Origin of the sequence: Flavilitoribacter nigricans DSM 23189 = NBRC 102662, from assembly GCF_002646595.1 — a bacterium.
Taxonomy (GTDB): Bacteria; Bacteroidota; Bacteroidia; order Chitinophagales; family Saprospiraceae; genus Flavilitoribacter; species Flavilitoribacter nigricans.
The window spans coordinates 168,957-182,711 of the sequence record NZ_PDUD01000032.1 but is presented as its reverse complement, the minus strand read 5'-3'; the positions used below and the strand labels follow the sequence as shown (position 1 = coordinate 182,711).

Here is a 13,755-nt window from a genome sequence, read left to right as displayed (position 1 = left end):
ACCGAAGCTGACTTACAACCTTAATTGCTCAAACATGACCAAAACCATCTTCCTGGCCCACGCCTCCAACGACAAGCAACGCGTCCGATCCTTATTCAATGAACTCAAAACCATGAACTTCGATCCTTGGATGGACGAATCCGACCTGCCGCCGGGTGCGGAATGGGAAAGCCATATTCAACTGGCCATAAAAAAAGCCAAGCTCTTTTTTATCTGTTTTTCCGACCAGTTGCTGCCTGTGAGTAGCTATGTCCATACGGAGATCAGGTTGGCATTGGAAGAGGTCACCAAACGAGAGCATGAGACTGCCTACATTATACCGATCCTGTTGGATGATATCCCGATCAGCAGGCTTGACACCGGCCAGTACAAACTGAGCAAATATCAGGCTATACGGTATTTTTCACCAAATGGTAAAGATAAGCTATTTGCCTTCCTGGAGCAGTTCCTGCAAGTGAGTTTGGCTGAAAGTTTAGCACCAAAATTTGCAAGGATTAAAGAGTTGGTGAGCCATGCCCGCACCGAAAGGGCGATCAATGAGTTGGAGAATATCATTAAGACCGATGCTGCACTAGAACTTTTTCAAAACCCAATCTTTATGCTTAAAAATCAGCACAGTAAATTGAAACAAGATGAGATGATCGGAATCATTGCGTTTAATGACGCCAGTGTTCAACGTAATCGAATTGTTTTCAATCTACTAAATCTATTGAATGAAATTAGTAGTTTTAGTAATGGGACTGAGTGATTTCGGCAGGTAATTCTATTCACTCAAAGATCTACCTCTGCCACTGCACTCCCAAGCGGTTTTTCCTAAATGTCGTATAGGAGTAATCGGGATTAACTTTAAAACGACAAGTGAAAGCCTCATGTATCCAATTTTGAACAGTAGAAGAATCATCAGACCAATGATATAATTTCGCAAAACCACAACAACCAATATCGTGTAATCGTGGTGGGATCGAATAAGGATCATACCTTATTTCGCCGTGGTTGCCATGACTGGGCAGAAAAATCCCCGACAGACCTGACCGGGCGTTGTTCTTCGCGTTTCGGATACTGGCCCCAATTTTCCAGTCAACATATTTCCGCTTCCAGGTCTCTGTAAGATCAACACGACCGTCACCATGATATCTCTTAAATATTGATCTCTGATGATCTGCCCGAGGCGTTCGGCATTCTGGTATGGGTCTATTTCACTAATCCGTACACACTTAGTGACCGTGATCTGATGGGTATCTGCAAACAATGTTTCAAATTGATCGCAATTGACCTGATCATTGGCGTGATGATAACTAACAAAAACTTTGTGCCTTAAGGTAGCCATGATTTAATTTCTTGAGATCTAACATATGATCTACAAGAGGCCGGCAGGAAAAGAGAAAAAGAGAAGAGCGCGTCCTAACTCCAAGGGCCATTTATCAAAATAACGGGGGCCTAGGGAAGTTTACTTTCCGCTACATAATTACGCTTTCCAGTATTATTGGGAATATAACAAAAGTTATAATCGGATCTGTGGTGTTATTCGTAATTTCCGTTTGCCTTTCAGCTTTAAATAGCTGTCACACGAAGTTGCATTCTTTAGCTCATAAAATTTTTCGATGGCATTCAAAGTTTTCATCTCCCATGCAAAAGAAGACAGTGACATAGTTCGCCACCTGTATGATCTCCTGAAAAGGGCCGGTTTTAATCCTTGGTTCGATGAAGTCAATCTAATTGTAGGCCAACAATGGAAATCTGAAATTGAGCAGGTCATAGAACAGACTGACGTTTTTATTTTCTGTCTTTCCAATGCAGCAGTACATAAAAAAGGATATGTCCACGCCGAACTAAATATTGCATTGGATCAGGCGAGTTTGATGCCAGAAGGACAAGTCTATATTCTTCCGGTTAGATTGGATAATTGCCAGATTCCTTTTTCACTGAGAAAGCTCCATGTTTTAGATTACTTTAAAGAAAATGGCGATTCTAAATTATTGCAACATCTAAAGAAAATTCAAAACAAATTTGGGCATTTCCAAAAGGAACATAGTGTCCATGAAGTTCTTGCGCTGTACCAGATTTTCTTTGCAAAAGAAGATACAAATAAGATTAGTAAACGTATCTGGGATGAATTAAAAATGGAGCCCGAAGTTCCGGTTTACAACTTGCTGTACTGCATTGCTATTTTAAAAAATGTTGATCTTACTTTGGATAATTTAAGTCCTAAAAAAATAGAAGAACTATATCAACGACTCGAAATAGCTCAGCGTGAAAAGGACCTTTTGCCTACTAATTTATTTATAATTGCTCTAATTGTACACGACTATTATGAGACCAGGTTTCGAACAGTATCTACATCCTCCGACGACCTCATAGCCCAGATATCAACAATTGCTGAACCACCGATCGGGTATTTGATCGGACAACTAAATTGTTCCATTTCCTTTCATTTCAAAACCAAATTTCTGCTGAGATGACATCTCCTCCAAGCTCAAGTATTAAGCAAGATACTTGGAAATACCTGACTCAAATTAATCGTCTGGAATCCGCACCGAAGGGAATATTAAGTTTTTTGAGACGAAGGAAATTAAACATCCCTTTACATGCCTGGATGATACCATCTCTTCAGAATAGTGATCGGATTTATATAATCTACAAAGGTAACTTAGGTGTAAACATTTTTACCATAGATCGTTTCGAGTCTGAAGAAATAGATATCGATGAGGAGGAACTTATGATCATTGAAGTAAATGATATAACTCCGACTATTAGTGATGATCTCAATGATTATCCGATTTTTAGAACAGGAACTCCTTATGTATTGGATGGGATAAAAAAATTTTTCATCGACGGAAAAGAAAGAAGGAAATTAAGCGGGACCCAGTTAAACAAATGGGATTATTTTTTTCGACTTTCGAAAACTGAATTGGCAAGAAGACACAAAAAGTTAATCGAAGATTTCAAAACAGAAAAAGAATTATACCATGAGAGAAGGCTTGAAAAGTTTGCCTGGTTTTTTTTAATACTGGCAGGAGTTTATTTCTGTTATTATTGGACAGGGATTTTACCTGCGAACCTACTCTTTCTAATTTGCTTTTATAAATTTCGGAACAGCGTCATAATGCCGCTATTTTTTTTATCAAGGAAAGTTGTTGTATTCCATAGTTATGCGTTAGACCTTGAAAAAGAACAACGTTATTTACAATCGCTAGTATACCAAAATCACCCCCTGCCATATCAAATTATGGTATCCGATCAGCAGATTAGTCAGTGGCTAAATGAAGAAATCTTGACACTAGACAGGTTAGCTGTTCAGGAACTGAGGCTTGGCGGCCAGATTATCCCGCTAAAAGGGACGCTTAAGAGTCGAAAAACTAAAGGGCTAAATATTGAAGAGTGGGGGATGGTGCAAGCAAATGAAGTGCTCGGTAAAGATATACTCGAGAAGCATTATTTCAATCACCAATTAGGTTTGCGAGTGAATGATGGATCGCCAATGTATGCTATATACTACATCTATTTCATCTATATGACCGCCGAAACTATTGGAATTTACGGCCTTTTTTATGATTTTATTTTAGAAAAAAAAATAGGTGGCATAACCAATCAATATTATTACCGTGACATCGTAAGTATCGGTACTGAGCAGGTTGAATCAAAAATACTCAACCATTCTTATGAGTTGGAAACACTCCAGATTATTATTTCCTTTTACAATGACCAACGAATTTCCTTTACATTAACGGATGAAAAACTGATTAAGCGGCTTCGTGATCAAATCGAAGCGAAGAAACAATTGAGTTCCTATACCGATCAAAACATGAATGGCTTTTCACCGATGCTCAGTCCGGACCTTCGACAATTGGTCCAATTGGCGGATGATCGTTTACCAGCTACCAGATCAAACGCCATTCTTATTACCGTTAAAGAATACTGGAAGACAAAAAAGGATGAGTACGATAAAAAAGATCCTTACATGGTTCCCCAATGAAAGGCGTAAAAAATATTTTCCAAGTCCTGACCGACCTACAAAACCGGGATTTGCAGGATGTTTTCATCGCATGTATTGAAATCCTCTCGGTTTTTGCTTAGTCCATTGAGAGCATCTTCCCCAAAACTGAAGTTCAGCTTTGCATATTTCACCAGATCCGCGATTTCCGGAAATACATCGACTGAAAAGATGTGCGCCCCTTTATAAAGGATCTCAAATTGATCTATCAGGCCACAGGATTAATGATCTGGCCGAGCGTAACCTGGACAAGCTGGATGCTACCTTAGGCAAGAAGTGTAGGGTGGTTATCGCCTCGTGGTGCAGGAATTGGGATCAGCTTTCTAAATACTTTCAGTATATTCCGTAGATCCGAAAGGTCAATTACACCACCAATCTTATCGAAGGCTTCCATCAGCAGCTACGAAGAATCGCCAAGACCAAAGGTGCTTTCACCTAGGATGATGCCTTAATCAAACTATTATACCTGGTCAAAGATGATATTATGAGCAAATGGAATCGGCAGTTCTACAATTAGAACATGTCCATATCAAAGCTGTATATTATTTTTGAAAAAAGATTGAAATTGTATCTACAGCATTGAGGGCTTTTCCGAAAAAATGTTCTTTAACATATTAATCGGCACGTTTGATACACTTTATGTAACACTACCCCTTTAAGAATTTAATCATCCACTCCCTGATTATGACTATTTCCAATCTATAACACAGACTTTCTAAACCTACCAACACCTTATCTTCGCCAATCCGCTCCCGTCGCCCCTTCATCAAAGACTGTGCATAGGCCACCGAAAACTCAGGATGCCCCTGCACCCCAAGCATACGTTCTCCCACAAGGAACATGCCCACCCGACAATCTGCCGTTTCTGCCAGCACGGTACTGTCCTGCGGTAACTCCAGCACCTGGTCCTGGCAGGACATAAGTATATTGAAAGCTGGCTGGAAAGGCACCATCCATTCTTCCCGTTGTAATACGTTGAAGGTATGTATGCCAACGCACCAACCACATGCCCCTTTATCTACTCGGCCGCCCAGCGCATGTGCTATCATCTGGTGACCAAAGCAGACGCCGACGAAGGGAATTTGCTCATAGTAGATCTCACGCACAATGTGCTTGAGCTGATGGATCCAGGAAATATTATCATAAACGGAATATTTAGACCCGGTACAGAGATAAGCGTTACATTCATCGAGGGTAGCGGGGAATTGACCGGCAGTGAGATCATAATAAGACCATTCAAAATCCGGAAGTAATTTGGTAAATTGTTCGTCGTAGTCACCGTTCAGTGCAAGCAGATGATCGGCGACGTGATCGCATTGTAAGAGTCCTAATTTCATTAATTAACCTCCAGTTAGTTATTAAAATCTTTGAGACACAGGACAAACCTTTATCCTATAAAAGATCATATCGTTTAAAAAAGATTTTATCCCAAACGCAAATGAAATGACTTCACCCGCGTCAGCGCATCATAACCCAGTCTGGATAGCGTTACGCCGCGGCCGGAATCCTTGACGCCCGTCCAGGCCAGGGCCGGGTCCAGATAGTCACAGCGATTCATGAACCAGGTGCCGGTCTCGATCTGGTCTCCGATCCGCAGTGCGGCTACTGCATCTTTGGTCCAGACCGAAGCCGTAAGTCCGTAGCGGCTGTCGTTCATTAAGCGGATCGCTTCCGCATCGTCTTTGACGGGCATAATCCCGACTACCGGGGCAAAACTCTCTTCCCGCATCACGCGCATACTGTGATCCACATTGATGAGGATCTGCGGTGCCAGATAAGGTGTTTCCGGCTGGTGGGCCGGAAAATCCAGGGGATCGATCATCGCTTTGGCTCCGTGCAGGATCGCCTCTGCGATCTGTTCTTTGGCAAATTCGGCAGCGGTGATCCGGACCATCGGTCCCAGGGTGGTTTCGGGAAGCAAAGGATCCCCGAGCACGTAGCTTTTTGTCAGTTGGGTAGCCGCTTCCACAAAATCATCGAAACGGCTTTCGTGTACGTAGATCCTTTCAATGCCGCAACAGGATTGCCCGGAGTTAAAAAAGGCGCCGTCCACCACATTTTCTACGGCGAAATCCAGATCGGCATCCGCCCGTACGTATGCCGGATCCTTACCCCCCAGTTCCAGACCGGCGGTAATGAATCGCTCACTGATAGCCGATTGTACCGCCTGGCCGCCGGCGACCGATCCGGTAAAAGCGACATGGTCGATCCGCGGGTCTTTTACTACTCTCGCGACCTGGGGGTGGGACATATGCAGATACTGAAAAACACCTTCGGGTAAACCCGCATATTCAAAAGCGGCCGCGTATCGCTCCGCACAAAGCGGGGTCTGCTGGGCGTGCTTCAGGATCACACTGTTGCCCGCCATGATGGCCGGGATCACCGCATTGACGGAGGTGAGGTAAGGATAATTCCAGGGAGCCAGCACCAGCACCACTCCGAATGGATCCCGACGGATAAACCGCTGGAAACCGGGTATTTCCTCCACAGCGATGTCGGACAAAGCCTCCTCGGCAATATCGATCATATAGTGGGCCCGTTCCTGGAAACCTTTAGTGATCTCCATCGGTGTATAGCGTATGGGGCGGCCCATTTGTCGGCTCAGCTCTTCGCCGATGATGTCAGCGTGCTCCAGAAAGTAAGCTACCGCCCGACGGCAGATGGCCGCTCTTTGGGCAATGGAAGTTTGTTTCCAGGAGGTCTGGGCCTGCCGGGCCTGTTCCAGGGTAGACTCAATTATGGATGCCTGGGCGAATTCTCTCTGTAGAATATCCGAACCGTCGATCGGACTGATAACGTGGAAATATTTTTGGGCCATCGGGATGTTTTTTCGAAATAGGGGAGCAGCAAAGAATATCTTCTCGATCTGAGGCGGTCTTTTAGTGGACATGCTTCCTGCCTGCATCTCGCCTGCTAGCTGAAGGCCTCGCCTTAAATCAAAAACTTGTTTTTTGCTACCCCGGGTGAAAATGAACTACGCAAAAATAAAGACCTTCCGAGTCTACACAACCCGGAAGGTCTAAAAGTCAGATTAATTTTTTCCTAATACAGGAATTTTTGTTTTATCTCGGTACAATTTCACCGTCACCTTCTCCATCAACCCACACCCAGGGCTCTTCCCGGTTCTCTTCGCCGGGATAACCTTTGTTCTGATTGATATGTCCCTGTACGTTGGCGTTGATGGCGTTGGCCGGAACCGGCCAGAGCACCAGCCAGGGCGCTACAGTATAGTTGTAGTGCGGAGCCCGTACGTTGGTACGATAGAAAATGTTCTTCTCCACTACGCGATCGTACCAGAAATTGTCTTCCGAAAAGTTGGCCATGCTGTAGCTCTTGCCGTTGTAGGCCGGTGTTCCCGTTTCGGCAAAGATGAAAGCGATCCGGGTCAGCTCCGTTTTGCGTGGTTCTTCGTAGAACAGTTCCCGGGCCCGCTCGTTCAGGATCACATCCATGTTGATCTCTCCGGCGGGGATCTCGGCCGCACCCGCACGGGTACGTACGGGATTGAGGGACGCAGCGGCATTCACCAGGTCTCCTTTCCAGAAGTAGGCTTCCGCCCGCAGCAGGTAAGTTTCCGCCAGGCGATAAAGGTACCAGTCGCCACGGCCACCGTCCGGCGTCAGGTCCGTCGGATCCGCTACGTAGAGTTTGTAATACGGCCAGCCGTACCAGGAGCGGATCGTATCCGTACACAGGATGCCACCGTTGGCATCGTAAAGTTGTAAGTTTTGTCCGTAGTAAGGATCACCGGCATCTTTCAGGGAAGGGTGATTGTAGACCAGATCCTCCATATCTACCCAGTTGCCTTCAGCGTGACGCAGGTCATTAGGATCGGTCCAGATATCGGTATGGTGGTAGGGCGTCTGGCGGCAACGGCCGATACCCCGGCCGTATTTGGTCACCAGATCGATCTCCACCCCACTGTTCCCCAGAGGTACATCCCGCATTCCGGCATTACCGTTCGGAGTTTTGATCTTGCCGGTACCACCCCAGAAAGGTACGGTCTGACGCATGATGGAAGTCCGGCTATTGCCGTCTTCTTCAAACCCTTCCCGGGCCACCATCACGTAGAGACGTTCGGTATTTTCGGCCAGGGCTTTGTTGGGCGCCTGGTGCAGATCCCAAACTACATTTTTAGCGGGATCATCTTTATCTACACCAAATCTTTCGGTCATCAGGGCGTGGTGTCCGTCGTTGATGATCGCGTTGGCCGAAGCAATGGCGTCGTCAAATTCCAGCAGGGCCAGGTTAACTTTGGTCAGTACCTGATTGACGGCAGACTTGGTTACGTCCCCGATCACATTGGTTTCCCATTCCGCTTTTACCCACATGGCGGCAAACTCCAGGTCTTTTTTACACTTGCGCAGGATACTTTCCCGGGTTACCGTGTAAAAATCCAGCCGTGGCGCAGTAGTTTCTCCCAATACCAGTGGCACATCACCAAACTGATGGGCCAGACGATAGTAAGTACGAGCCCGGTGAAAATAGGCTTTGCCCAGTACGTGGTTCCGCTCTTCTTCGGAAGCGTATTCCGCATTATCGATCCGGGAGATCACCACGCTCGCGTAGCGGATCCGGCGATAACCTTCGTCCCAGTACCAGCCGATCCGGTTGGTGTTGGTACTATTCAGGTTCGCATCGGGCAGGATCTGAGCCCTCAGGTCCATGGCCGGGCCGGTCTTATCCGTAGTTCCTTCTACCGCAACTTCGGAAAAAAGGTTTTCGGTGATCATTGGGTTCCCATCTCCGTAGAACTCATGGCGGATGTTCCGCAGACAGGCCACCAGGGCCGCATCAAAGCCGGCCGCATCGATAAAAGCATTTTCAGGTGCGAAAAACGATAACGGTTTCGGCTCCAGAAACTCCTTTTTGCAGCCCATACTGAGCAGCAGTATGGCAAAGGTGAGGAAGCTATATTTTGTTATATTTCTCATTTTCAATTGTTATTTTCCTTTGTTTCGTTAGAGGGTTAAATTGAGCTTGAAGGTATAATAGGTCGGCGTGTAGCCCCGGTTTTCCGGATCCATCCAGGTCCAGACCGGAGACCAGACATAAGGGTTCTGGGCGATGACCGACATGCGCATCCGGGAGAGCCGGAATTTTTCCAGGAAGCTCGCCGGTACGTCGTAAGACAGCGCCACGTTATCCAGACGGATGAAGGAACTGTTCTCGTATACATTGAACCCACTCTCGTAACTTTCTACCCGTGCCCATTCGTTGTTCGGGTTATCCGGCGTCCAGTAGGGTACATCAAAGGAAGCGCCACGATCGTAGAATACATCGTTGTTCCGCTTGTGGTTGTTCGTAGCGAAGTGGCCCAGGTAAGAATACAGTTTGACGGAAAGGTTCCAGTTTTTCACCTGCACATCGTTGCCCAGCGTTACGCGGTAGCGGGGTTTGGTATATCCCTGGAAGACCTTGTCGTCGTTAGTGTATACGCCGTCGCCGTTAACGTCATTCAGTTTGAAATCACCCGGCTCGCGACTGTATCTGGCGGCCTCATCTTCTTCGTCTGATTGCCAGATGCCCAGCACTTCGTAGTCCCAGATCTGATCAATCCCGTGTCCGATAAACCAGCCGTTGGTCACGTCATCCGCTTCCCGCTGGCCGATCACATTGCCGTTCTCATCCTCCACGTCTACCATATCGCCGTACAGGTGTACGATCTTATTAGTGTTGTGGGTAAGGATGAAGTTACTGCGCCAGGTCAGACCCGGGTTGTCCACATTTACGGTGTTCAGGCTGATCTCGAAGCCGCGGTTATCCACCTGACCGAGATTGGTAAATACGTTAAAATAACCGGTTACGTTGGGCAGGGTCCGCTGTACCAGCAGATCTTCGGTTTTCATGTAATACAGCTCGAAATTACCGGAGATCCGGCCGCGGGCAGTAGCAAAGTCGATCCCGATATTATACGCTCCGGTACGTTCCCACTTCAGATCGGAGTTGGCCAGGCGGTTGGCGTATAACTGAGATACATACTGCGGCTGACCATCAATAACCTGTACATACCGGCCGGTAGCCAGATCGGATAGAGCAGAATAACGACCGATGGAACGGTTACCGTTCGTACCGTAAGAAAGGCGCAGTTTCAGCAGATCCAGTCCGTTGATATTGAAGAACGGTTCTTCACTAATGATCCATCCCAGAGCCGCCGAAGCGAAATTCGCATGTGGGTGTTTCTGACCGAAAGCGGAATATCCGTCCCGGCGATAGGAAGCCGTGAACATGTACCGATCGTTGAAAGTATAGTTCAGACGAGCCATGAGAGCGTCCGCTGTTTCGTATTGATCATCCGATTCGATCGCCACGTCGTTAGTAGCACCACCGATATTGTTGAAACCAAGCACGTCACTCGGCTGAAACTGGCTTCTGCGGACCCGATCGTACCAGCTCTGATACTTTTCGGCATTCTGCAACAGGGTAACCGAAAAATGATGCTTGTCGAAGGTTTTGTCCCATTTCAGGATGTTATTGATCTGCCATTCGTACTTCGAACGGTGCAGACGCTCGGCAATACCGCCCTGGTTGCCCCATTCCGGGTGTTCGGAAGACCAGTGATTAAACTGGTTCTCAAAACTAAACTGGGGAATGAACTGGTGGGTAAAGGTAATACCCAGCGGCAATTCAACCGTTCCGTAGATCAAGCTACTCAACGTATTGATCGCCGTGGAGCGATCGCGATAAACCAATTCCAGCCAGGGATGACGGGAAGCGGAAATATTACCCGTTGGAGCGTAAGAGATCGTTGTACCGTCATCTTCGTAGAAAGAAGAATAGGCCGTTACGTTGGTCAGGTTGGTACTCGAAGGGATCGGAGATTCATCCCGTACCGCCAGTTGGGTGTTGGTACCCACTTTCAGCCAGTTGGTGATAGAGGCTTCCAGGTTCAGGCGGGAGCGCACAGCGGAAAACTTTTCGTTCACCACGTAGCCTTCGTTTTCCACGTAGCCCAGCGACCAATAGTAGGAAATGTTATCCGTACGGCCGGAGATACTGATGTTGTGGTCATTACGCAGACCGTTCTGAAATTCATACTGTGTCCAGTCAATAGTATTTCCCGCTTTGTAGTTGGCGATCTCGATCGGAGAGAAACCGATGCGGTTGAGCCAGATGCCAACCAGGTCAGACGATGCGGATGATCCGTCGTAGCTTTTCCACTCATCTACGCTTACTCCGCTCGGCAGGTTGTTCGGATTATCATAATAGTTTGGGAAATCCACCTGCCGGCGTTCGTTACTTTCAAAACCGGCGATCCGCCAGTCGATGAACTGCGGACCGGTCATCGGGTCCAGTCTGGCGTGCGACAGCGTAGCAACACCAATACTGGAGCTGACGTTAATGGTCGGTTTGCCGGTCTTACCCTTTTTGGTGGTAATGATGATCACCCCGTTGGAAGCCCGGGAGCCGTAGATGGCCGCCGAAGAGGCATCTTTCAGGATATCAAAAGAAGCGATGTCATTCGGGTTGATATCGGCAAGGTCGCCGGAATAGAGCATTCCGTCCAGTACGATCAGTGGAGCGTTGGCCGCAGCATCCCGTACGTTGGTCTGCCCGCGTACTTCCAGTGCATCTGCGCTGGAGATCCCCTTGGCCGAGGCATTGAAGTTAACGTTCAGGCCCGGCGCATTCGCCCGGAGCATATCCGTCATGTTGGACGTAGCGGTAGTTTCCAGCTTTTCGGCGTCGATGCTCGTCACCGCGCCGGTCAGGTCCTTTTTCTTGGTAGTACCGTAGCCGATCACCACCACTTCATCCAGACCGATAGCGTCCGGCTCCATGGTAACCTCGATCCGGGTCTGGTTCCCGATCTCGACGTCCTGGGTCAGATAACCGATATAGGATACCGAAAGGCTTTGGGCGCCGTCGGGCACATCGATGCTGAAACCACCGTCCACATCGGTAATGGTTCCGGTAGAAGTGCCTTCCACCAGGATGGTCACCCCGATCAGCGGTTCTCCATTTTCGTCCATTACCTGCCCGGTAACGGTTCGGCTGGACTGCGCTCCAGCGGCCCAGCTGCACAGGATCAGTGCACTGAGCAACAACAACTCTTTGGCGAATCGTTGCAGCGTTTTTTGCTTGTTTAGCCTGGCTTGTTCAAGCTCTGGCGTAAAATTTTGTTGCATAAATAGTGGCTTTTCTTTTTGAATTAAAACGGAAAGGAATTTGGTTGGTCTGTTGCTAATATTGTATGGTCGCCCACGAACTGAGAAAAGTGATTGAACCAATAAGGTCAAACACGGAGTCGTACGTCTTTCTGGTAACGAAGGCGATACTTCAGCATTCGCTTGTTCATTTCGGGCACCGCCTGGGTAAGCCAGATAGAACAAGTGGACAAAAGTGCATTATGCCTGAGAAAAGAGTTGGCCTTGCCTTAACCATCTGGTTTCGGATGGCCGACCATTAACTGAGAGTTGAAAGCTGTTTGTAAAACTTTTTCTTACAGATAAACGAGTCCCATTACCCGACGGGATGCACTCCTTGGGGTTCTGAGAAACCTACTTATTGTGGTGAATTATATACACTTCAAGCCCGGGTGTAAGGTCCGAAACCTGATTTGGGGATTATGGGTCTATTATTGATTAAAAGCTATAGAAGTTTATATATCGTTTCTGGTATAAAACAAATGTAGTTAACCTGGCGCCATACCCACAAATAACATATTAGCAATCCATAATACTTTATTAGCAATTTTAATTTTACGGATCAATTTACAGGTTTGGTTTTATTTTTAAACAACCAGAATTGCCAAATTAAATTCTAAAATACCCCCTGTATGAAGATTATGCACGAAAAAGTGATGTTTCCCGGTCACGCTACCATAAGGGTAAAATGGAGCAGCTTTCCCCACGTTATTTACCCCCTACATTTCCACGGTGAAAATGAACTGATGTTCATCCACCAAAGCTACGGCACCCGTTTCATCGCCGATAGTATCGAGGAATTTAATGCCGGAGATTTCGTGCTGCTCGGAAGTCATATTCCGCATTTCTGGGACTTTAATGAAATATTTAAAACGACGGAGCGCCCTTACCAGGTTAAAGCCACCGTCATCCACTTCCCGGAGAATTTTTTCAGGGATCAGGTGGACGAATATCCCGAACTTGCGGCCATCAAACAATTGCTGGTCCAGGCCAGGAAAGGCATTAGTTTCGGTATGGCTACCGCCAAAAAACTGGAGGAGAAAGTACTGGCCCTGCACGGTCGCCCCGGATTCGAACAGCTCATACTCTTACTGGAGATCCTCCAGCAACTGGCCAAAAGTGATGACTATAAATTGTTAGCCAGCGAAGGCTACCAGCCGGAATACCAGGATTTCCGCGAAGAACGGCTCAGTAAGGTCATCAATTACCTCAATTACCGCTACAAAGAAAAGATCAGTCTGGAAGAGGTAGCCGAAGTCGCCAGTCTGCACCCTACGGCCTTTTGCCGGTTTTTTAAAGAGAAAACCAGTCGGACACTCATGGAGTTCATTATTGAGATGCGCATCGGCTACGCCTGCAAATTATTGACCAATTCCAGCATGTCCGTTTCCCAGATCTGCTACGAGTGCGGTTTCAACAACCTGGCCAATTTCAACCGGAAATTTAAAAGCCTGACCAAGTACACGCCCTCGCAGTACCAGCAGCATTATCTGGACTACACTTGACGCGAAGTGGTTTGGGATTTTCCCAAACCGATTCGATCAGTATATGGTGTACTCGAATTGGTTTGGAAAATCCAAACCGATTTTACGTCAGCATAGCTGGGAATGAGGCGTC

The 13,755-nt window shown here is 47.0% G+C and carries 9 protein-coding genes; 4 read left to right on the top strand and 5 right to left on the bottom strand.

Annotation, left to right across the window (positions count from 1 at the left end):
- The first annotated feature begins 34 nt into the window (after window positions 1–34).
- Window positions 35–748 carry a TIR domain-containing protein gene (locus tag CRP01_RS27555; RefSeq protein ID WP_099153278.1) on the top strand — a complete coding sequence of 238 codons (714 nt, stop codon included), beginning with the start codon at window positions 35–37 and terminating at the stop codon, window positions 746–748.
- Window positions 749–979: 231 nt separating this feature from the next.
- Here the strand turns inward: CRP01_RS27555 and CRP01_RS42870 are convergent, their stop codons facing one another.
- Window positions 980–1,327, bottom strand: coding sequence for a TIR domain-containing protein (locus CRP01_RS42870; RefSeq protein ID WP_222845822.1), 348 nt, complete (start codon window positions 1,325–1,327; stop codon window positions 980–982).
- A gap of 274 nt (window positions 1,328–1,601) precedes the next feature.
- Here CRP01_RS42870 and CRP01_RS27545 point away from each other — a divergent pair, with 274 nt between their 5' ends.
- Window positions 1,602–2,459, top strand: coding sequence for a toll/interleukin-1 receptor domain-containing protein (locus CRP01_RS27545; protein WP_099153277.1), 858 nt, complete (start codon window positions 1,602–1,604; stop codon window positions 2,457–2,459).
- The gene (locus CRP01_RS27540; RefSeq protein ID WP_099153276.1) at window positions 2,456–3,973 is read left to right on the top strand and encodes a hypothetical protein; all 1,518 of its coding nucleotides are present in this window, start codon (window positions 2,456–2,458) and stop codon (window positions 3,971–3,973) included. The genes CRP01_RS27545 and CRP01_RS27540 overlap by 4 nt, the downstream gene beginning before the upstream one ends.
- Before the next feature lie 665 nt (window positions 3,974–4,638).
- Here CRP01_RS27540 and CRP01_RS27535 read toward each other — a convergent pair.
- From CRP01_RS27535 to CRP01_RS27520, 4 genes are all read right to left on the bottom strand, one after another.
- Window positions 4,639–5,328: a type 1 glutamine amidotransferase gene (locus tag CRP01_RS27535; protein WP_099153275.1), complete on the bottom strand. Its 690-nt coding sequence runs from the start codon at window positions 5,326–5,328 to the stop codon at window positions 4,639–4,641.
- 86 nt (window positions 5,329–5,414) lie between these two features.
- Window positions 5,415–6,809, bottom strand: a complete 1,395-nt coding sequence (locus CRP01_RS27530) for an aldehyde dehydrogenase family protein (RefSeq protein ID WP_099153274.1) — start codon at window positions 6,807–6,809, stop codon at window positions 5,415–5,417.
- Between the two features lie 244 nt (window positions 6,810–7,053).
- Entirely contained in the window at window positions 7,054–8,925 is a 1,872-nt protein-coding gene (locus CRP01_RS27525) for a RagB/SusD family nutrient uptake outer membrane protein (protein ID WP_099153273.1), read from the bottom strand.
- Window positions 8,926–8,952: 27 nt separating this feature from the next.
- Window positions 8,953–12,120: a SusC/RagA family TonB-linked outer membrane protein gene (locus tag CRP01_RS27520; RefSeq protein ID WP_099153272.1), complete on the bottom strand. Its 3,168-nt coding sequence runs from the start codon at window positions 12,118–12,120 to the stop codon at window positions 8,953–8,955.
- 650 nt (window positions 12,121–12,770) lie between these two features.
- Between CRP01_RS27520 and CRP01_RS27510 the strand changes: the two genes are divergently transcribed.
- Complete coding sequence (locus CRP01_RS27510) at window positions 12,771–13,643, top strand: AraC family transcriptional regulator (protein WP_099153270.1); 873 nt, start codon at window positions 12,771–12,773, stop codon at window positions 13,641–13,643.
- The last annotated feature ends 112 nt before the right edge of the window (window positions 13,644–13,755 follow it).